Origin of the sequence: Lacrimispora algidixylanolytica (genome assembly GCF_003609635.1) — a bacterium.
In the GTDB taxonomy this organism is placed as follows: domain Bacteria; phylum Bacillota; class Clostridia; order Lachnospirales; family Lachnospiraceae; genus Lacrimispora; species Lacrimispora algidixylanolytica.
On sequence record NZ_MCIA01000017.1, the window covers coordinates 1 to 22660 of the forward strand.

Sequence of the window (22660 nt, forward strand, 5' to 3'; positions counted from 1 at the left end):
ATTATAGAAAATTTTCCGGAACCGACTGATTTCTTATATCCTCTTTCTTTTATTCTTTTACTACAGCTTTAGAAACTCTCTCCTTTAATTCAGCCATATAGCATTCTTTGGCTATTTGGTAACGGATATACTGCTTATCCTCCTCCTCTTTTAGTTCAGATCCATTTGTTTCTGTAACTCGTATTACCTCATCTTCGGAAATCCGACCCATTAAAACATCTTTTATCATCCGTTCCTTTGCCTCACTGTAAATATAATCGTAATAGATCCTCGTATCATACTCCTTTGGACCATAGATTTTTTCACCTGCAACAATGGCCTTTTTTCTTGCTTCATTTTCTTTCTCTACCGTTTTGCAGAAAGCAGAATAGGAAATATCCTCTATAACTGCGTTCTCTTTAAGCATCTGCTGTTCAACCTTAGCAAAGGTCACTCTATCCTCAGGCCTCTGTTCTCCAGCCTGAACACCACCGGTAAAGACATGAGACAAAAGGGAGTACTCGTCTTCATATATCTTGTGACCATTTACTGTAATCACAGGCTTACTTTGAAATGCAGTCAAAAAACAAGTAGCTACGCAGAGAATAAAAACAGTTCCAATCATATATGTTCTCTTCTTCATGACAGCCTCCATTTACCCGGATCTTTTAGGGGAGTTAGTGAAAATCAACCAATCTGTATCTAATCAAATGAGATAATAGGATTCCAGCTGATTTCATCTCCAGCATTGGAGCCATTTTGGTTTACTAAAAAATAAATAAAATCTCCTGCTAAAACACGGGTGGTCAGTTGATGAGTCATTCCTGAAGTATCCGATCCTCCAATGGATTGCCAGCCATTTTCTGGCCAAAGGTTCTGTGAATTTTTTAATACTTTGACCTTAACTCCATCGTAGCCTGCACTTGCCTTCTTTGGATTCCCTTTTATAGTGATATTTCCAGAACGAGGTGCTTTCCATGCAACTACCGTATCTGAGGTATCGGGATGAAGCTGAGCTGGCGACCAGATTAAACTATACTGTTTTTTCCCTTTCCACCGATTCACACTGCTATCCCAAGTCATTTGCTGATATCCGTTATTATCCGTCTCAAGATAATACCAGCCCCTGTTTCCTTGTACATTGGAAAAATCCCCAGCCAAACTATATTTTTCTACTACTTTATAGGTAATAAGCGGATTCCAGTATGTGCCGTCACTGTAATTCGTTCCATTTTTATTTAAAACAAAGTAAAGCATCTCATCTTTTTTCACATCAACAGTGAAGTTATGGGCTATTCCTATTGCGTCTGATCCACCGATTAACTGCCAGCCGCTTCCTGGCCAGACCTGGGTGTTACCCTTTAGAATCTTCACATTTACTCCATCATTTCCAAAACTAATCTTTTTGGGGTTTCCTACAACCTGAATGGTACCTGCTTTTTGAGCTTTCCAGGCAAGCACGGTATCATTGCCGTCGGGGTGCATATTTCCAGGTGCCCAGATGAGATTATAAACGCCGCTTCCTTTCCATTTTTTCTGATTATCATCCCATGACATAGTTTGATAAGAGCCGTTAACCGCCTCCATGTAATACCAGCCCCGGTTACCCTGAGAAGTTGCAAAATCCCTGGTAAATACATAGGTATCTTCATCAACAAGACCCGTCACCGTAGTCTGATGAGCTCCAATATCATAGGAACCTTTATTCAGTGCATTTCCAAAGAAATCTTTGCCCCCATTGTCAGGAAGGTATACCCCTCTTCCAATGGCTGGAGACGTATTTTTATTTTTAAAATGGTCCGCAAATCCCATTCCATCCTCTGCAGGCCCAGGGCTGACAAATTGAGGATCTGCTGCAACCGCATATAAATCTGCCTGGTTTGCATCACATGGATAATACAGGTTGTTCTCATATACAGAGGAGGCCCAATCCGGGGAAGAATTAAAATAGAATATATTATTATAAAACTTATGATTCTTACCCGCATTCCCAAAGCATGCATCCAGCTTCCCTTGTGATTTATAAAATGTATTGTTATATAACTCAGTTGGCATATCTCCTGCTCTTACAATATACCTTTCATCATCTACACTGACATTATAACGCAGGACCGTCTTTATATGCTCAGGATCCTTATTGATTCCCGCACAATCAAGCCAGAATCCCCCCTGATTTCCATGGGTGTAATTATACTGGAAGGTTGTGACTCCTCCCGTTCCCCAATCCGTATCAAAAGCGGTTCCATCACTTTCAAACAATACCGTTCTTGCTACCTCATTGTACTGAAACAGTGCATCATCTGTTCCACAGGTCCACAGGCCAGCAATAATTTTAGTATCCGAAGAATTTCCAAGAGCACCTGCATCATAGCACAGATTATACTGAATCAAAGGTGAGATACAATTTGCCACTATCATTCCGTCCGATCCGGTTCTGCTTATTGTATTGCCTTCAATTACCACATTGGTATGGTACTGATCTACAATAAAATCTTCTCTCTGGTTTATCCGAATACCGCTAGTCAATACATCATGAACGTAATTTCCCTTAATGGACACCCCGTCATAATGAACGGAGCTGGTAGACCTTCCAGGCATGCTGACATAAATACCTGAATTCCAGTACATGCTCTTGTAGGTTTGCAAATCCCTCCTGTTCTCTCCGGTTACATCATGGACCTCACAATCTTCAATGGTGATTCCATGAGTGATTCCATCTGTCTTTCCATTGATAAAGATTCCCTGACGAATTCCTCTTTGGGCTGCCTTATTGGTAACCTCAAAATTCTTTATGGTCCAGTATTCCTGGGATTCAAGCTTGATTGCGGCTTCTGCTCCATTGCCCTCAATCAAAGGCTTATTTCCCACTCCGTACTGATCCAAGATAATGGGGGCTCCGCTACTTCCGGACCCCAAAGGGTGAAGTATTCCGCTCCATTTTCCACCCGCTTTAAAGTATATTTTATTTCCCGGGAGAAATGTAGTTTCATTTACTTTATTCAGGGACTTCCATGCCGTTTGCTCAGACGTACCGCTTGCCTTATCATTTCCATTTACATCGTCCACATAGTACGTAGCCGTAGTCAATCTCTGCCACTTAGTATTTTGTGGTTCTTCTGCATACACATGGCCCCCAGCCAGTATAATGCTCATACATACTGCTGATAACAACATCAATACCTTTTTCATTTGCCCCTCCAGACTTTACATTTGTTCTTGAATATAAAGTACCTTCTCACTGAATGTTACTTTATTTCTCCCCCTTCCTTCTCTCATTTTAAATTCCCCCCCCTTAACCTTTTACTGCACCTGAGGTCATACCGGAGATAATATGCCTTTGCAAAATCAAATAAACAATTGCTACGGGAAGAGTGGATAATACCACGTTTGCAAATACCAGCTGCCAGTCTGAATTATGGTTTCCAAAGAAATTATAAACCGTCAAAGGAAGGGTATAATTTCTGGCACTGTTCAAAAAGTAAATGGATATTCCAAAGTCATTCCATACCGCCATAAAGTTGATAATGACAGCCGTTACTGTTACAGGCTGTAACAGAGGAAATATAATCCGAAAAAACAATTGCGTATGGCTGGCTCCGTCAATCCATGCAGATTCATCAATCTCAATTGGAATACTCTTAATGAAACCAGTATATAAAAAGACCGTAAAGGACATGTTTGCAACGATTAAGACAAAAACAGCAGCTATCTCATGAGTCAGATGCAGGAAATTACAGACAAAGTAAGTAGGTATGATCTGAAGTGGCAGCACAAGCCCAAATACAACGGTCATATGAATCAACTTTGAAAAAAATGTTTTTCTTCTTTCCAATACAAAGGCCATGGTAGAACATAAAATAATCAGCAGTAAGACACAAATCACCGTAATGATCGTACTGTTTAAAAATCCCCGAAAGATTCCTCCCTCTCGTATCATCTCCTTATAATTTTCAAAGATATGCCATGTGGTTGGAAGCTTTAAATTCATTCTTGCTGCTTCTGTCTGGTTTTTAAAAGAATTGATGATTACCATAAATACAGGGATTAATATAATCAAAGCACAAAAGCACAACGCTGTATTTAGTATCGCTTCATATCGCTTTCTTCTTCTCACATCTCCACCTCCCTGTTTGCAATGTATTTATAAGCTGGCAGGGCAATCCCAGCAATTACCACGGCCAATATAATGCTAGCCGCACAGCCTTCTCCGAGCCTTCCAGCCCCAAAGGATTTATAGATCAGAGTTCCAAAGACCTCTGTTGCCGATCCTGGACCTCCTTGAGTGGTGGCCTGGATTAGATCAAACACCTTAAGTCCTCCGATGATACTTAATATAAGTGCATTGTTAAATGCAGGCAAAAGAAGGGGAAAGGTGATGTACTTAAATCTAGTAACCCCGTCAGCTCCATCGATTTCTGCGGCCTCATAATAATCCCTTCCAATGGTCTGCATTCCCGACAGAAGAATCACCATGGTAAAGCCGGACCATTTCCATATTTCAATGGCACATACAGAGAAAATAGCAAGATTGGTATCCACAAGCCAGGACTGAGCAAGCCCCCCAAGTCCTACTGCTCGTAAAAATCCATTGACCAGTCCGTTCGAAGGGTGCAAAAGAGAAGAAAATATAAGTCCCACCGCCACCGTATTGATTACGGCTGGAAGAAAAAATACAGTCCGCAAGGCATTGGTCAGTGCCATCTTCCGGTTTAGTGCAATCGCCAGAGACAGTCCGATTCCCATTTTAAATATGGTTGTGACTAAAGCAAATATAAAAGAATTACCAATGGCCCGTCTCATATTGGGCTGAGTGAATACGTCTACATAATTTTGCAGCCCTCCAAACCGGGCTGAGGATAAATTGAAACCAAGAATTTTAACAAATGACAGGGCCAACCCTCCTACGGCGGGGATTATAAAAAACAGGATATAAAGCAAGAGTCCTGGGATCGCCAAGGTATAGGAATATCTTTTTAATGTAGTTGAATGCATAATCTGCTCCTTAGATGTAACGGTGATAGCAGAAATACCAGATACGGTAAAAGTATGTTTTTACTAATACGAATATCTGGTATCTCTCTTTATTCCGTTGCCAATTTATTATTTCCAGTTAGAATCGCCTTGCGCTTTTGCATTTCGCTCGGTTTCCTGATCAAGTGCCTGGGCTACTTCCTTGGCATCCTTTAACATGCCGGTATAGTAATTTAACAAAGGTTCGCTTAAGTTGCCGTAAGCATATTTGTTGATTTCCTCCCAGTCTGTCATGGATTTTCCGTTATCCATGATTTTCTTTAAATCCTCTGTTGCCTTTGGAATATCACTGGTAACATTTTTATTTAAGTAAACGCCTGGCTGTGCATCGGCATAAATCTGCTGAGCTTCTTTGGAAGCAATATAGTTAAGTACCTTTTTTCCAAGCTCCGGATCCTTACAATTGGTGGTAAGTGCCAGCGAATATGGGGTAAACATATTGATGTAATTATCACCGCTTGTGGTTGGAATTGCAAAGGCTCCGATGTCGTCAATCTTATCTGGGAACTTCTTATTGATGTTATCTGCACACCAGGTACCGTTAATGTACATGGCACACTCTCCGTTTGCCAGTGCTTGATGCGCATTGTCTACGGTATCTGATAGATACGTCTCATTCACATAGCCAAGGTCGATCAGATTCTTCGTTTTTTCAATAGAACCTACGAAATTCGTACAATCTGCATATTTTAGTTTATTTGTATTGATCTGTTCCATGAGACCAAAGGTATCCGTTCCTTTTTCTTTGGCATCATTTAATAAACCACTGATGGTAGGTGGCTGCACACTCCACGCATCCTTACCAGAATAATAAACCGGGGTTACTCCCTGTGCTTTAACTTTTTCACAAACCGCTAATAACTCATCCCATGTCTGAGGTATTTTAACGCCTGCCTTTTCAAAAACCTTTTTATTATAAAATACGCCGGATAATACCACAGAATCAATTGGGACCGCATATAACTTACCATTATACTTAAAGGTACCGTCCAGTGCCTTCTCATCATATTCAGATACACACTCTAGTCCTGTTAGGTCAACTAATTTATCAAGACCATTGGCATAGGACTCAACCCATTGAGGCTTGTAGACCTGAATGATGTCCGGAAGATCATCTGTAGCAAACTTTGTCTGAAGAACCTGATCTCCCTGGGAGCCGCCTTGTATTTTTGATATCTCAAGCTTAAATCCCAGTTCCTTGGAATTCTCATTTATATGCTGCTCCAATGCTTGCCAGCCTGCTTTATACCAATCCGTATACATTAAAACGCGAAATGTCTTAACCTCCATGTCACCTTTTGATCCTGTACTTACTGACTTAGAAGCAGTACTGCTTCCCCCACATCCAGTAAGACCAGCAATCATTGAAAAAGCCAGACCCATAGCCAGCCATTTTCTACTCTTTTTCATAATTCATATCCTTCCTTTTATCTACACTTGAATTAACCGGTTATTTCTTAAACCAATCATACCATTAAATTCCATTGGAGTGCATTGCACTTTTTTTCACTTCATAGGATTTTTTCACACTTTTTCATGTACAACTTGACATATATTCCCATAAATTCTATGATACTTTTATAACACATTACCAAAGGAGGATGAATGAGAAAACACTTTACCAGCATCCGTTATAAATTTATTTTTTCCATGACTATGATCTTTCTTTTATTTGCAGCGTTGGTCCTTGGAATCTGGTATAAAGCGTTAAAGAAGGATGCTGCCTCCACTGCCATACACAACTCCGAGCATCTATTACAGGTATCCAATACCATATTTGAAAATCAGGTCCAAGATATTATGAATGTAGCAGCTCTTACTTCGGTTCGATCCAGTAACTCTCTATCCACAAACATCATCACTATATTGTCAAGAGATGACTTAAGTGATTCTGATATCGTGAATTACCGGCGGACTGCCTCCGATTATTTAATCAGCCTTTGCAGCTTTAAAAGCAACTTAAACGGTCTAATGCTAAGCGACTTTAACGGAAACACAGTTGCATATGGTCTCCCCACTTCTTTTGAAACCATGGCAGAAAACAACTGGATTTCCTTAATCAAAGACAGCAATAAAAAGTTTGTTTTTATTCCTCCTCATTATCCTAATAAATGGTACAATACGAAAAATGATATGGTATTTTCGGTATTAAAACCGGTTTATGGCTTTGACAATCAAAAGATTGGGTTTGTAAATGCAGACATCAGTGCGAACCTGTTTCAAGAGTGTTTTAATACCAGTTCCACCTCCTCCTCTTCCTTGTATGTAATCAATCTAGAAGACGGGGCCATTTTATTTCAGCCTGCATTTAATCTGTTGAATACAAAACAAAGTGAACCAGCGCGTTTTGAGATCCTTGACAGGATAACCAATCAATCCGGTCACTTTTTTATTACCAATGAGGAAAATGATAAACTGCTTGTGGTATATCACACCTCCCGCCTTACAAACTGGACTACCTTAAATGTAATTCCGGAACAAGAGATCGTATCCGCCTTTACCAATACCCTGCATAACATCATTCTAATTACATTGTTACTAGTTGCTCTCATCATAACCTGCGTATTTATCATTACCTCCTTGCTAACAAGGAAGATACGTCTTCTTGCAAATGCCGTAAGGCGCATAGACGGGGATTGTCTGGATCTCCCCATAGAAATACATTCAGAAGATGAAATAGGCGCCTTAACCAAACAATTTAAAGCGATGCTTAATCGAATCCGCCTTCTGCTTCTCCAGGTAAAAAAGGAAGAGGAATCAAAGCACCGAGCTGAAATTGCGGCTCTACAATTTCAGATGAATCCGCATTTTCTATACAACACCTTAAATACCATTAAGTTTCTCTCTGCACTCCAGGGCGCTGACAATATTGGCAAAGTGGCAGAAGCTCTCTCCTCTTTGATGCATACCAATATGAATGGAAGATCTTTTATTCAAATCAATGAGGACAAGGACTTTTTGATATCCTATTTGGAAATTCAAAATTACCGTTATACCAATTCCTATCAATACCGCGTTCATGTTTCTGAGGAAGCCGGTCTATATATGATTCCAAAGCTATTAGTTCAGCCACTAGTTGAAAATGCATTAAAACATGGCTTAAAGGAGAAGGTTTCAGATGGCATCCTTTTGGTGGATTATTTTATTGATGACGGACATTTGAAACTTATCGTAGAGGACAATGGTTGTGGAATAGAGGAAGATCGGATTCAAGAAATATTAGATCACAATCAAAACGAAAGTGCAGGGCACATTGGCATTCATAACATCCGGGAACGTCTGCATATGTACTTTTCTACTGACTTTGATATGGAGATCATAAGCCAGCCCGGAGTCTTCACCCGATTTGAACTTTCCCTTCCCATGGTTCTTGAAAATGAGGTGACACATTATGTATAACATATTAATTGTAGATGATGAATTATTGGTTCGCACCAACATAAAATTATTGCTTCAAAATTCCACTGAGGAATTTACTGTCTGTGGGGAAGCAAGTGATGGAATATCTGCACTGGATAAAATCCCACTTACTCATCCACACATCATCTTTTCCGACATGAGAATGCCAAATATGGACGGGCTGGAGTTATGCCAAAAGGTAACAGAATTATATCCAGACATATTATTCGTCGCCCTAAGCAATTACGATGATTACAACTATGTCCGAGGTGCACTTAAAAACGGGGCCACGGATTACGTTCTAAAACACAAGCTGAGCGAGGACTACATTCTATCCTTATTAAATGACCTAAAAAAGAGCTTAAAAACACATAATAACTCAAAAGCATTCCCAGACCGGACCATTTCCGCTTTAAGAGAAAAGTTTGTCACTGACCTGCTAGGCAAAACTTTCCTTTCCAAAAAAGACATCGAAACAAATATTCTCGCCCTTGGTATCTCTCTGTCACTCACCCAGGTGATGCCAATTATTCTCTCTGTTGATGATTATGCAAAAATTGAGCATCAGGGCAGCTTTTACCATCGCAATATATTAAGCTTTTCCATATGCAATATAGGAAATGAACTGCTAAGCAATTACCCCTCCGGTGTCTTGGCCCATATTGAGAGAGAGACGTATTGTATCCTGCTTTCCTTTGCTCATGAGGCAAGTCAGGCGAAGATAGAAGAAACGATTAGCAGACTCTTAAATCAGCTCTCAACCAATTATAGGAATTTTCTAAATATCTCCGTAAGCTTTTGTGTTGGAGAACGTACCAACCATATTATTGATATCAGCCAGTCCTATACAAAAGCCTTAGAAACCATGCGTTTGACCTTTTATTTTGGAAGGCAATCCATCTTAAGGTCCAGTACTATTATCAATGCTTCAGACACCTTGTCAGGACTTGACTACGCAATCGAAAAAACACTTCTAGATCTTGTTTTAAAAGGAGATTATAAGAAAACGGAAGAGATTATCAGAAAATCATTTCAAGATATGATCGATCAGAAAGAAACCAGATCCAATGTTCAGATGAAATGTGCAGACTTGCTTAGCATCATTACTAGAATTTCTAAAAAGTATCATTTGGATTTGAATCGGATCATTACAGATCAGGTGTCTCCAGACCAGATTTTCACTCAGCTTACTACATTGATACAGCTCTGTGAATGGTTTCTCCACTGCTTTTCTAATGTGTGCAAGGAAATGCGACTACAGATACCTGGTGATTCCAGTTACGTGAAATCTGCAATCGCATATATGAATAGGGATTATTCAAAGTCGATCTCCCTTCAAAGCGTAGCCGGCGATATTGGAATCAGTATGGGATATTTAAGTACTATCTTTAAAACCGAAACTGGACAGGGTTTTACGGATTATTTAAACTACCTAAGAATTTCTTCTGCCATACATATGCTGGAGCTTGGAGAAAGAGACTTTCATAAGATAGCAGAGAAATGCGGTTTTCAAGATTATGCTTATTTCTTTAAAGTGTTCAAAAAACGCATGGGAATCACACCTAAGAATTATTTAAGAACACAGTTATCCATTTAATGAAACGAAATAGAAAAGACGACGGAATTTCTTCCGTCGTCTTTTCCAACATTTTATTTTTAGGATTCTAATAAATAGATAGTAAGCAAAAATTAATTAATTCTCTTTTTTTGGTGCAGTTAATTTTAAAAGCAACTGAGATATTCCATAGAGTAAGATCATTACGACGAAGATACCGCCCATGCCTACGCCCATTAATTCAATTGCCTGTTCCATAATTTCTGTCATCATTACCTCCGTTCCCCCTTAAGGGACAGCACAATATACTTTAATAAAGTTACATTAAATTACATAAAGAAGGAAAGCAGAAGTCCACCAGCTACTACTGATGCGATCTGTCCGGATACGTTAGCGCCGGCTGCATGCATCAAGATAAAGTTTGTAGGATCTTCTTTTGTTGCCATCTTCTGAATAACACGGCTGCTCATAGGGAATGCGGAAATACCGGCAGCACCAACCATTGGGTTGATCTTCTCTTTGCGGAAAACATTTAAAAGCTTTGCAAAGATTACACCGCCTGCAGTATCAAATACGAAACCTAACAGACCAAATGCGATGATTAAGAGAGTCTTAACGTTTAAGAACTCGCCAGCTGTCATCTTTAAAGCAATTGTAAGTCCAAGTAAAATACTAATAATATTTACTAACTCATTCTGTGCAGATGCACTTAAGCGGTCTAACACGCCACACTCACGAAGAAGGTTACCAAACATAAGGAATCCGATTAGCGGGAGGGACATAGGCGCTGTAAAACCAGCAACAAATGTAATAAGTAATGGGAATAAAATTTTCGCTGTCTTAGAAACGTTCTTTGGCTCATATTTCATATGAATCATACGTTCTTTTTTCGTTGTCAGCGCATTGATAACAGGTGGCTGTATGATTGGCACAAGAGCCATGTATGAATACGCCGCCACCGTAACCGGTCCTAATAAGTTAGGAGCCAGCTTACCAGCTACAAAGATACTGGTCGGGCCATCAGCCGCTGCAATAATACCCATGGAAGCAGCCTCTGGAAGTGATAATCCGGTAATTGCTACAACTAATACGATGGTTGCGAAGATACCGAACTGTGCGGCAGCACCAAACAACATCATAAAAGGGTTCTGTAGTAGTGGGCCAAAATCAATCATTGCTCCGATTCCGATAAAAATCAGAAGCGGGAACAGTTCTGTTGAAATTCCGGCATCAAACAACACGTTTAAAACACCTTCTACTCCAGTACTTGGTTGTGTAATAATACCGGACATCGGGAAGTTAACTAAAATCGTGCCTAGTCCCATAGGAACTAAAAGTGTCGGCTCATACTCTTTTTTGATACCCAGATACATCAAGGCGCAGCCGATTAACATCATAACAGCTTGCTGCCAGGTAAATGCGAGTAGCCCTTCTAATAATATGCTCATTTCTGTCTCCAATCTAAATCTCTGCCTGTAATAACTTTAAATAAATAATGGACATGCTCCTGTAATAGCAGCAACAGCAACCATGATAACGAAGATGCCGCATGCCCATTTAGCGGATTCCTTCTGCCATTCACCCATTTCAAGCCCTGTCATATTTAACAGAAGGTAGATAAATGCTACCAGTGGGCTTAATAAGTGGAATGCCTGGCCTAAAAGGGATGCTACAGTCATGTTAAGTGCAGAGTAGCCATACTTAACTCCTGCTTCTGCAAATACTGGTAAGATACCATAATAGTAAGCATCATTTGATAAGAAGAATGTACCAGGTGCAGAAACAACAGCAGTTACAAGTCCCCACCATCTTCCAAGAGAGGTTGGAAGGGCACTAACCATACTATGAGCCAATGCATCACTCATACCTGTGTTTCCAAATAAACCAGAGAACATACCTGCACCGATAACAAGAATAACTACCTGTAAAGCATCGCCTGCATTGTCCTGAATACGGTCTTTTTGTTCTTTAATCTGTCTATAGTTTACCATAAGACCGATTACTAATGCAACTAAGAAAAGAAAAGATGATGGAAGCTTATCCATAACTAAAAGTACAACGGTACCAATTGTTAAAATGGCGTTGAACCAGATGAGTTTTGGACGTTTTAAAGCTTCTTTTTCTGGATCAGACTTAGTGGTCTGAGCCAGCTCAGCTGCTGTAAATTTCTGAATGCCTACTCTCTTTCTCTCTTTAAGACCAAGATAGAAAGCAACACCCAACATGTAGATAATAGACACAGCCATACCTGGAGCAAGAGCAGCAAGTACAGGACCGCCTTCTACTTCCATAACTGACATAGCACGTGCAGTTGGGCCTCCCCATGGGAGTAAGTTCATAATTGTGTTCATCAGGATAATCAAAACGCCCAGATAAAGCATCTTTAAGTTGAGCTTTTTGTAAATCGGGATAAACGCTGTACAGCAAATAAGTGTTGTAGTTGTACCGTCACCGTTTAAGGAAACAGCTGCAGCTACGATTGCAGTTCCGACTAAAACCTTAACTGGGTCACCACCTGCAATGCGGATAACCGTGTTTACGATCGGATCAAACAGACCAGCATTCAACATGATGGAAAAGAAAAGAATTGCGAAAAGTAACATGAATGCTGTTTTGGAACTTTTTACCAGTCCGTCCTGGGACATCTTTCCAAGAGCCACGATCTGATCACCAATCGATAATGAATCAGCAGCGTCCTTTTCAAGGAACTTGGCAATTGGTTCCTTCATTACTCCGGTAAATACACCGATAAGTGAGAATACCAGTGGCACACTAATAAGTGCCGTAAATGGGTGTAACCTCTTGGTCATGACTAATCCTAAGAATACGATTATCATAAGCCATGCTAAAATAGTAATCATCTTAAATGATCCCCCTTTTATTATTGATTCATAAGTATCATGTATCCATATTAAACGGGGATTCTTAAAGAGTAATAAAAACTTACTTAAAATTTTGTAAGATTTAATATTTTTTTTAGATTTTTGTAATAATTCTTAATTACACTTTTATGAATTATCTCCGTTTAACTATCTTTACTATTTCCATAATTGGAATGATTGATACAGAAATAATTACAGCGGCGATATATTCTTTCAATGAAATATGCTCAAACGAAAATGCTTCTCTTAAAAATGGTACATAAATGACAGCAGTCGTTAAGATAAAGGAAGCACAAAGAGACACAGTTAAAAAGACATTTTTAGTCTTTAGTTTAAAAACAGAATCTGTTCTGGAACGCATATTAAAGGAGTGGAACATCTCAAGCAAGGATAGAGATAAGAATGCCATTGTCATACCGTCGGCACTTTCTGCAACCTCCCACAATCCACTTTCCATATAATGACCTACAAAGTATGCCAGTAAAGTAAGAAGTGCAATCACAACACCCTGGAATAAAGTTTCGCCTCCAACTCCATCAGCGAAAATACCATCTTTAGGATTTCTTGGCGCTCTCTTCATAATGTCAGCTTCTTCCGCTTCCATACCAAGTCCGATCGCAGGGAAACAGTCTGTGATTAAGTTGATCCATAATAAATGAACCGGCTTTAAAATTGTAAATCCTAATAAACTTGCAACGAATACAGCGATAACCTCTGCCAAGTTGGAAGATAATAAAAACTGAATGGCTTTTCTGATGTTATCATAGATACGACGTCCCTCTGCTACTGCAGATACGATGGTAGCAAAGTTGTCATCTGCAAGAACCATATCGGCAACATCTTTTGTTACATCGGTTCCGGTGATTCCCATACCAACACCAATATCAGCTTCTTTAATAGAAGGTGCATCATTAACACCATCACCAGTCATAGCAGTTACTTTTGAAAGCTTTTTCCAAGTTTTAACGATGCGAACTTTATGCTCAGGCTGTACTCTGGCATAAACGGAGTAATTTTGAATTGTCTTTAACAGATCCTCATCGGATATTTTAGATAGTTCAGCACCTGTTATTGCCATTTCTTCGCTATCAAGGATTCCAAGTTCCTTTGCAATGGCTACAGCAGTGTCCTTATGGTCACCGGTAATCATAATTGGACGAATTCCGGCTGCCTGACATTCCTTAATGGCCTCTTTTACTTCTGGACGTACTGGATCGATCATACCGGAAAGTCCTAAGTACACGAGGTCACTCTCTAATGTCTCTGGCTCATAGGAAGCTGGCTGGCCATCCCAAACTTTCATGGCACCACATAGAACACGGAGTGCCTTATCTGCCATGGATTTGTTGGAGTGAAGGATATCCTTTCGGATCTCATCTGTCATCTCCACTTCTACGCCACCGATATAAGCCTTGGTACAACGTTTTAAAACTTCATCTGGGGCACCTTTTGTAAACTGTAGGATCGTATTGTCCTCTTTTTTATGAACCGTGGACATCATCTTTCTCACAGAATCAAAGGGAGCTTCCCCGATACGGGCAAAGGTCTTCTTAAGTTCTGCCTTATTCAGACCATTTTTATAACCATCGTTGACAAGAGCACATTCCGTAGGCTCTCCCACTGCATCTTTCGTATCTGGATCTAACTCGGCATCGGAACAAAGAGCCATGGCTGTCATCAGCATGGTTTCATCGTCAGTCGCATGTTCCACAACGGTCATCTTATTCTGAGTAAGAGTTCCTGTTTTATCGGAACAAATAATCTGGGTACATCCAAGAGTCTCTACTGCGGTAAGCTTTCTGATAATAGCCCGTTTCTTTGACATCTTGGTTACACCAATGGACAAAAGAATGGTAACTACGGCTGCCAGTCCTTCTGGAATTGCAGCAACTGCCAATGACACGGCAATCATAAAGGTATTAATGAGTTCCTGTAAGTGGATTCCTTTGCCGGAAAGTCCAAGTCTTGTTAAGTTAATTGCAAACATCAGTCCGCAAATGACTAGTACCAGAATCGATAGAATTTTTGATAATTGGTTCAGCTTAATCTGGAGAGGTGTCTCTTCGTCTTTTGCTGTGTTTAAGGCATCTGCAATATGGCCGATCTCTGTCTCCATACCAGTGTAGCATACAACTGCTTTTGCTCTGCCGTAAACAACGGTAGAACCGGTATAGACCATGTTCTTTCTGTCGCCAAGTGCAACTTCTGATGAGCCGCCTCCAACTACAGATTCAGTTTTAGATACGGATAAGGATTCACCAGTAAGTGCTGCTTCTTCCACTTTTAAGCTGGCGCATTCCAGAATTCTTGCATCTGCAGGAACGGAGTCTCCCGCTTCCAATAAGATGATATCACCTGGTACCAGTTCTTCAGACCGTTCCACAAGAAGTCTGTCATGACGAATCACCTTTGTGGTTGCGGCTGCCATCTCTTGTAAGGATTCAATGGCTGATTCTGCTTTGGATTCCTGGTATACTCCAAGCACTGCATTGATAATGACCACCATCAAAATGATGAACGTATCGATCATACTTTCGCCTACATAAAGGGAAGTTGCTCCTGAAAGAAAAGCTGCTATAATCAGGATAATGGTCATAAAGTTCGTAAGCTCTTTTAAAAACTTACGAAAGAGACTTTCCTTCTTTCCTTCTGTTAACTTGTTCATTCCGTACTTTGACTGTCTTTCCGCAACCTGGGTGTCTGTTAACCCTTGGTGTGATGTATCTAACTTTACTATTACATCATCGGATTCCATTAAATATTCTTTCTGCATCTGTTTCTCCTATTGGAACTTTTTTTGATTTAATGCTAATCCAGCTTTCTTTCCCGGAACTTTCATTTATACTGGAAACGTGCCGGTATGATACGCTTCTTTTTAATATACCGTGCCAACTGGGTTATTGTCAATAAATACCAACTAATCTACAAGAAATTTGTTATCTTTGCACCTTGCTTTTTTATCACTTACTCTGTTTATGGTTTTTCAATGCAGTTTTTCACTGCCTTTAGAATCGCTGAGTCTGATACCGGTTTATCAATATATTCGTCAATAATTTTACGTTGCTTCGCTTCTACAATTTCCTTTGTCACCCGATCTGCCATAATAATGCGAATCAGTCTGGGGTAAGCTCCTTTTATTGACATACAGAAATTTGCACCGCTCTTTCCTGCAACATACTGTTCACTGATAACAGCATCAACCTCTTGTTCCTTTAAAGTTTTCCTGGCTTCTTCAAAATTCATACATGAGAATACGGTTACTTTAAGCTTGCTAAAGCTTTTTTCCAAAAGTTTAAGGACTTTTGGATTGTCATCGATAATAAGAAGTCTTAAAGCTCCATCTCGTTCTGTCTCCATAGACTGACTGGCTTCCTGAGCCTTATGTTCATTTACCGGTAAGAAGACGTGGAACACACTGCCGATACCCGCCGTACTCTCTGCAAATATATGGCCTTTGTGAGAATGTATAATCTGTTCTACCAAAGATAAGCCAAGTCCAGTTCCTACTCCATTTTTCTTAGTCGTAAAGAACGGATCAAAAATTTGCTTTAATACTTCTTCACTCATACCTTCTCCATTATCAGAAATATCAATCCTAATATAAGAATCCCATTCTCCCGATACAGAAGATTGTTTATACTGTTCTAATTCATAAGGCATAACACGGCAGGCTTTGATATGAATTTTTCCTTCTCTGTGGCCGATGGCATGAATGGCATTTACACAAATATTTAAGATAACCTGATTCATCTGTGTTTCATTTCCAAGAAAGCGCTCTTCTTCTAAGTAAATGGCTTCCTCCACCTTTACATTCGGGGGACAAACAGAAGTAACCATTTTCGCTGCCCTGCGAAGTACCTTGCCTGCATCCACAGATTTGTATGCTGTCTCCATATTTTTTCTGCTCAGAGAAGATATCTGCTGAATAATTTCCTTTGCCTTAGCGGAAGCATCGTATATTTCCATCGCATTGTCATAGCTATCTGATCCATCTTCCAGTTCCAACATTAAAAGCTCTGCATAACCCATGATGGGTGTCAGCAGGTTATTGAATTCATGAGCAATTCCTCCGGTCATGGTACCCATGATTTGAAGTCTTTGCTGATGAGCAATCGTTTCTTCACTCTGATGCATCTCTTCCAGAATGTTGTTAAGTTCTATGAGATAGTCAATCTCTTCCCGGTCCTTTCTCTTTTGAAGCCATAAGGCTCCAATGTAAAATACCATACCAAGAACAACCGCAACAATACCAACGGAAACAAGGCCAAGCTTAAAAAATCCCGTAGCCACTGGAACATAAATATCATTATAATCAATAACAGCACTCATAACCAGAAAACCGTCTCCAATATACACAGGACAGAATGCACTGATTTTCTTAACCTTTGGCACACCAGGATCTTCCCACCAGTAGGAATAATACTCTGCCACTCCAGTCTCTCCTCTGTTTTGTCTCTCGATCATCTGCTGTAAGCTAGTTAGATCTGCATTGGGAAACATTATTTCTCTTCCAGTAATAACATTAATTCCCCACTGACTTTTCTGAGGGTGCGTCAGTATGGTGCCTATGGAATCCTTTAAAAGTACATAGCCATTGGTACCTACGCGTATATTTGAAACCAGAGTATCATTATAACTTTTGTTGTCAATTAAGATCGAAACAGAGGTTCCATCGTCTAACTTCTTTTTAATCAACAGATACATTTCTCCGTTTTCCAGTTTACACAGGCGAAAGCTCATATCATTATCAATGTTTGTTACTGAATAAGTTTCTTTTACAGCGAATCCATGGATACTTTTTAATAACTTTCCATTTTTATCCTCTAGGATTGCATCGTAAACGTACCGGGTATGAAAATTTACATACTCCTCCAGCACAGCCCATGTTTTTGAACCCGTTCTTTTATAATTTTCTTCCTCCATGGCATAGAGCGAATTTATATCAGCTTGATATCCCTCAATGAATGCTTTTAAATTATCTCCCATACTCTGGGTCGTCAATAGCATCTGTTTTTTTTGATTGTCTATGATCGCCTCTTTGTATTCTTTCCATATACTAAACACCAAACAGGAAAAGACACCTAGCACAATTGTCATAGCCAAAGACATGAGTATTGCTCTGTATTTTTTAATTTCCATTAAAATCTTCATCAATATTCCCTTCGTTTGTCTTTTCATCATTGACTTGTCTCCAGGTTAATACTATAATATTTTTAGAGTAATTTCGATATATTTCTACAAAAAATTTAATTTTGGGGGAATCTATGTCTGATAAAGTATTAATTGTGGATGATGATCCGGCTGTTTATAAGCTGCTTGAGAAAGTCATGCACAGCAACGATCTGGAAACCACAGTCGCAGACAGCGGCCTCGCGGCACTTAATTTATTAAAAAACCATTCCTATGATATCATCCTTATGGATGTTATGCTAGGGGACATGGAAGGCTTTGAAGTCATTAAGCGAATTCGAGGTCAGGGAGACCAGACCCCTGTCATGATCGTCAGTGGAAGAAACGAGGATTACGACTCTCTCTACGGACTTTCACTTGGTGCTGACGACTATATTACAAAACCTTTTCGCCCTTTGGTTCTTGGCGCTAAAGTGAAAGCGTTAATTCGAAGGAACAAAAACCAGATATTAGACAGCTCTGAGCTGATCGAATGCGGGCCTTTCTCTTACAACACTTCTACCATGCGTTTTTATAAAAACGGGGAAGAGATTGTCTTATCTTCTAAGGAAAGTAGTTTGATGCTTCTTTTTATCAAACGTCCCAATCAGGTTTTTACAAAAGATATGATCTACGAACATGTGTGGGGAAACAGCATTGCCATTGATGATAACGCCATCATGGTCTACATTAACCGCCTGCGTAGTAAAATTGAAAAAGACCGGCAAAAGCCGGCCCATATCGTAACAGTCAGAGGCCTAGGATACCGGTTTATCCCATAGGCCTCTGGCATTTTTTAGTTAGAAAACAAAATCTCATCCGGACATTTCTTCGGTTGATGACACACCAATTCTGTCAGGAATATGGTGACAGCAAGAAGATCCGCACATCCTCCTGCACTGATATTTTTTTCTATAAAATCCTTATCCATACTTTTTAACATAGATGCCGCTTCTTCCTGATATGCCCCGCCGGCAGAGATGAATTCCTTAGCAATTTCCTGAACCTCTTTTAAAACAATAGGATCATGCCTTGCTATGATGTTGGAATCGTCTACTTGGCTCATTAGGGCAAATAAGGTCTGAAGCTTAATCAGGTTCCATTCTCTTCCTTCCGATCGACCTTGAAGCATCACCGGGAGGGAGATTAAGCGTATGGATTCGTAGCCGCTTATAGCCTCTCCTCTGGCACCCATTGTGCCGTATCTTTGCAGATTTTTTTCTCCGTTGCTGGTAAAGTCACGCATCCCATAAACTTCTTTTAATAAGGTCTCCCGTACCATAGCTTGCTCTACTTCCATCAGAGAATCTATGTTAACGGTATCATCTTCCTCCATGCAAGCCCCCACAGCCGCACAAAGTATTCCCATATTAAAAATCAGTCCCTTATGAGTATTTACACCAGCAGTTGCACGGAACATAGCCTGTTCTGCATCTAGCCCAAGCCCTCTGATACTAGAAAATATCATTTTCGGGTTTTCCTTGTGCTTTATGCCTTCTAGAGCCATGGCTGAAAAATACGGTTTAAGAGCGTCCGCACTTCGCTCAAAGGTGGATACATCCATATCCTTATGAGCGCCATTGGAATATAAATCTACCAGGCCAGGCTTGGGGGAGGTATAAACCTCCTCCAATAAAGCCCGGTATGCTATATCTCCGATTCTTTCGGCACTTTTATAGATTTTTTCCATATCTGTCCCTGAACAGAACTGCATATTTAAGCCTCTGAAAATTCGAATTTCTTAATTTTACGCACAACGTCCATGATGGTACCGTCACGGCCTTCAATGATACCCACTACCTTATCATCAAACTGCACACGCTCTGGCTCTCCAACGATAGAATAAGCAATGTCCCTTAACTCTTCAATTGTCTTGAATGGAAGATCAACTTCTTTCATGCACTCAATCAGATCTTGTCTCTTAGGGTTGATGGCGATACCATAATCAGTAATAACTACGTCAATGGATTCACCAGGTGTTGTAACAGTTGTTACATTGGTACAGATTGCAGGAATTCTTCCCTGAATCAGAGGAGAAATTACGATGGTACATTTTGCACCAGCTGCTGTATCTGGGTGTCCACCCTGAGCGCCAGTAACAACACCATCAGAACCTACTACTACGTTACAGTTAAAGTTAACGTCTACCTCTAAGGCAGCAAGGATTACATAATCTAGTTTATTAACAACAGCTCCTTTGTTAAAAGGATCTGCATATTCGCCTGCACTGATACGGAAATGCTTTGTTTTGATAACGGATTCTACTGCACTTAAATCGAAATCCTGAGTATCTAAAAGTGCATCAACCTGGCCATTCTCTAAGAGATCGCACATAGGTTTTGTAAGACCGCCCACGCCAAAACGCATACGTACATTTCTTTCCTTCATAACCTTAGCAAGAGAAACAGTAGATGCTATGGAAGCACCGCCAACACCAGTCTGATAGGAAAATCCATCTTTAAAGTATGGTGCATTTACAACGAACTCAGTACAGTAATCAGCCATCATAAGCTTACGCATATCGCTGGTTGGTTTTGCTGCTCCAGTTGCAATCTTATCTGGATTACCAATTTCGTCTACTACTACTACATAATCCACTTTAGTCATGGAAATATGAGCTGGGAAGTTTGGAAATGAAACCAGACAGTCAGTAATAGCAACTACTTTATCTGCATAATCTGCATCAACCATGGAATAAGAAAGAACACCACAGTTAGATTTTCCACCGATACCACGTAAGTTACCATAATCATCGCTGGTTGGAGCGCCGATAAATGCGATATCAATTCTTACTTCACCAGACTCAATCGCACGAACTCTTCCACCATGAGAACGCATGATAGCAAGTCCTTTTAATTTACCATCAGAAATAGCCTGACCGATTTTTCCTCTTACACCGGAAGACTGGATTCCAACAATGGTGCCATCCTCAATGTATTCTAAAAGTGGATCATGAGCCTTTCCAAGAGAACTTGCACAAATAGTGATATCTTTGATGCCTAAGTTATGAACCTGCTCCATAACCATATTTACAATGTAATCACCTTCTCTGAAGTGGTGATGGAAACCAAGGGTCATACCATCTTTAATTCCACACTTTACTAACACTTCGCGAATGTTATCAACCATCTTGCTATCGGTATTATTAATGACACACTTTGTAACAGGGCCATCTTTTTTATATTCATATCCATCAAAATGATGGTTTCCCATAAAGGGTTGTTTTCCTGTTTGCTTTAAGATTTCATCTGGAATATCTCTGCCTACTGCATTAATCATCTTATAACTCTCCTTTATACACACCGGAGGCCTTGGCCAGCTCTATGGTTCTCTTCGCCCCGTCATAGAATGCAATGTCTATCATCTTTCCATCTACGGTAAATACGCCTATGCCCTTTTCCCTCTTCTCTTCGATCTCTTTTACAACTTTCTCTGCAAAAATGATGTCCTTTTGGGTAGGGGTGAAAATATCATGTACAACCGGAATCTGACGTGGATTAACAATTGATTTACCATCAAAGCCCATTAAATGAATGGTTTCAACTTCTTTACGGAATCCTTCCATATTATCAAGATCGGTAAATACCGTATCAAAACACTGAACCTTTGCTGCTCTTGCTGCAATGATCATGTTCTGTCTGGCTCCCATTAATTCAACTCCGGTTCCAGTAATACGAGTCTGTAAGTCCTTGGTATAATCTCCGCCGGACAAAGCAATACCAAAAAGTCTTTCTGAAGATTCGCAGACATCAAGTGCCTTCATAACACCTCTTGCGGACTCGATTGCTGCCATAATAAGAGTTCTTCCTACAGGAATATTAAAGTCTTTCTCTGCGATAGCAATCTCTGCTTCTACTGCGCGAACTTCTTCTGGTGATTCTGTCTTTGGAATACGGATCGCATCACAGCCACCTGCAACTGCACAGCGGATATCTTCTTTCCAATAAGCGGTATCTAATCCATTGATACGAACAACACGCTCGCATCCTCTATAATCAATTTCCTTTAATGCATGAAACAAAGAAAATCTTGCTACGTCTTTCTGATTCTCTGCAACTGCATCCTCTAAATCCAACATAATGGAATCTGGATTGTAGATATAAGGATCCTTTACAAGGCCTGGTTTCTGGGCATTTAAAAACATCATGGTTCTTCTAAGCCGTTTTTTATTCGGATTCATTACTTTCCTGTGCCTCCCCAAAGATTATTCTCAAAATGATCTGTGGCACGGCTTACCGCACCTTCAACACGTGCCTTAATGGTGCAATCCAGGGCTCCTTTGTCAACAATAGCAATCTTTACATTGTTAATGCCTAAATTATTAAGAGTCTCCATAACCACTTTACGGATTTGGTTTCCGTACTGGTTTATTACTGCGCTTTCCAGAGCAAAGTCGATCTTACCATCGCCCGGTTCTACGGTTACCTGACAGTCACTTGATTCTAAAGTCCCTGCCAAGGCTGGTTTTGTTATCTCCATTTTGCTTAAAGCCTCCCTTTTATTTTCGTATGCTTTCATTATAAGGTTGAAATCTTAATTAGGGGAAAAAGGAATCTTAAAATTTATTAAGACAGAAAGTGCTGTAAACTCAATGTTTTTTTCTGAAAACATCAAGTTTACAGCCCCATATATCATGAATAATCTG

The 22660-nt window shown here is 40.0% G+C and carries 17 protein-coding genes; 3 read left to right on the forward strand and 14 right to left on the reverse strand.

What is annotated here, in order from left to right; translation table 11 throughout:
• Positions 1-49: 49 nt before the first annotated feature.
• The 5 genes from BET01_RS11370 to BET01_RS11390 all read right to left on the reverse strand — a co-directional run bounded on the left by BET01_RS11370 (position 50) and on the right by BET01_RS11390 (position 6420).
• Positions 50-622, reverse strand: coding sequence for a hypothetical protein (locus BET01_RS11370; protein WP_120196947.1), 573 nt, complete (start codon positions 620-622; stop codon positions 50-52).
• Positions 623-681: 59 nt separating this feature from the next.
• The gene (locus BET01_RS11375) at positions 682-3168 is read right to left on the reverse strand and encodes a right-handed parallel beta-helix repeat-containing protein (protein ID WP_120196948.1); all 2487 of its coding nucleotides are present in this window, start codon (positions 3166-3168) and stop codon (positions 682-684) included.
• A 103-nt stretch (positions 3169-3271) separates the two neighbouring features.
• Entirely contained in the window at positions 3272-4093 is an 822-nt protein-coding gene (locus tag BET01_RS11380) for a carbohydrate ABC transporter permease (protein ID WP_243117197.1), read from the reverse strand.
• Positions 4090-4971: a carbohydrate ABC transporter permease gene (locus tag BET01_RS11385; protein ID WP_120196949.1), complete on the reverse strand. Its 882-nt coding sequence runs from the start codon at positions 4969-4971 to the stop codon at positions 4090-4092. The genes BET01_RS11380 and BET01_RS11385 overlap by 4 nt, the downstream gene beginning before the upstream one ends.
• Before the next feature lie 108 nt (positions 4972-5079).
• Entirely contained in the window at positions 5080-6420 is a 1341-nt protein-coding gene (locus BET01_RS11390; protein ID WP_120196950.1) for an ABC transporter substrate-binding protein, read from the reverse strand.
• A gap of 195 nt (positions 6421-6615) precedes the next feature.
• On the opposite strand from BET01_RS11390, the gene BET01_RS11395 reads away from it, so the two are divergent.
• Positions 6616-8409, forward strand: a complete 1794-nt coding sequence (locus tag BET01_RS11395; protein ID WP_120196951.1) for a sensor histidine kinase — start codon at positions 6616-6618, stop codon at positions 8407-8409.
• Positions 8402-10006, forward strand: coding sequence for a response regulator (locus tag BET01_RS11400; RefSeq protein WP_120196952.1), 1605 nt, complete (start codon positions 8402-8404; stop codon positions 10004-10006). Before BET01_RS11395 ends, BET01_RS11400 begins: the two co-directional genes overlap by 8 nt.
• 96 nt (positions 10007-10102) lie before the next feature.
• Here the strand turns inward: BET01_RS11400 and BET01_RS22235 are convergent, their stop codons facing one another.
• The 5 genes from BET01_RS22235 to BET01_RS11425 all read right to left on the reverse strand — a co-directional run bounded on the left by BET01_RS22235 (position 10103) and on the right by BET01_RS11425 (position 18027).
• The gene (locus BET01_RS22235) at positions 10103-10237 is read right to left on the reverse strand and encodes an OadG-related small transporter subunit (RefSeq protein ID WP_279221929.1); all 135 of its coding nucleotides are present in this window, start codon (positions 10235-10237) and stop codon (positions 10103-10105) included.
• A gap of 56 nt (positions 10238-10293) precedes the next feature.
• Positions 10294-11412 carry a sodium ion-translocating decarboxylase subunit beta gene (locus BET01_RS11410; protein WP_120196953.1) on the reverse strand — a complete coding sequence of 373 codons (1119 nt, stop codon included), beginning with the start codon at positions 11410-11412 and terminating at the stop codon, positions 10294-10296.
• 36 nt (positions 11413-11448) lie between these two features.
• Positions 11449-12825: a CitMHS family transporter gene (locus BET01_RS11415; RefSeq protein ID WP_120196954.1), complete on the reverse strand. Its 1377-nt coding sequence runs from the start codon at positions 12823-12825 to the stop codon at positions 11449-11451.
• Between the two features lie 154 nt (positions 12826-12979).
• A complete protein-coding gene (locus tag BET01_RS11420) occupies positions 12980-15619 on the reverse strand; it encodes a cation-translocating P-type ATPase (RefSeq protein ID WP_120196955.1) in 2640 nt (879 codons plus the stop codon).
• A gap of 200 nt (positions 15620-15819) precedes the next feature.
• Positions 15820-18027, reverse strand: coding sequence for an ATP-binding protein (locus BET01_RS11425; protein ID WP_243117198.1), 2208 nt, complete (start codon positions 18025-18027; stop codon positions 15820-15822).
• 83 nt (positions 18028-18110) lie between these two features.
• On the opposite strand from BET01_RS11425, the gene BET01_RS11430 reads away from it, so the two are divergent.
• Positions 18111-18797 carry a response regulator transcription factor gene (locus BET01_RS11430; RefSeq protein WP_120196956.1) on the forward strand — a complete coding sequence of 229 codons (687 nt, stop codon included), beginning with the start codon at positions 18111-18113 and terminating at the stop codon, positions 18795-18797.
• Between the two features lie 14 nt (positions 18798-18811).
• Here BET01_RS11430 and citG read toward each other — a convergent pair whose 3' ends face one another.
• The 4 genes from citG to citD are packed head-to-tail and all read right to left on the reverse strand — an operon-like array spanning position 18812 to position 22494.
• On the reverse strand, positions 18812-19705 hold the full coding sequence (gene citG / locus BET01_RS11435; RefSeq protein WP_120197000.1) for a triphosphoribosyl-dephospho-CoA synthase CitG: 894 nt from the start codon (positions 19703-19705) through the stop codon (positions 18812-18814).
• Between the two features lie 26 nt (positions 19706-19731).
• The gene (citF, locus tag BET01_RS11440; protein WP_120196957.1) at positions 19732-21294 is read right to left on the reverse strand and encodes a citrate lyase subunit alpha; all 1563 of its coding nucleotides are present in this window, start codon (positions 21292-21294) and stop codon (positions 19732-19734) included.
• A gap of 1 nt (position 21295) precedes the next feature.
• Complete coding sequence (locus BET01_RS11445) at positions 21296-22195, reverse strand: aldolase/citrate lyase family protein (protein ID WP_120196958.1); 900 nt, start codon at positions 22193-22195, stop codon at positions 21296-21298.
• Complete coding sequence (gene citD, locus BET01_RS11450; RefSeq protein ID WP_120196959.1) at positions 22195-22494, reverse strand: citrate lyase acyl carrier protein; 300 nt, start codon at positions 22492-22494, stop codon at positions 22195-22197. The genes BET01_RS11445 and citD overlap by 1 nt, the downstream gene beginning before the upstream one ends.
• Positions 22495-22660: the final 166 nt, after the last annotated feature.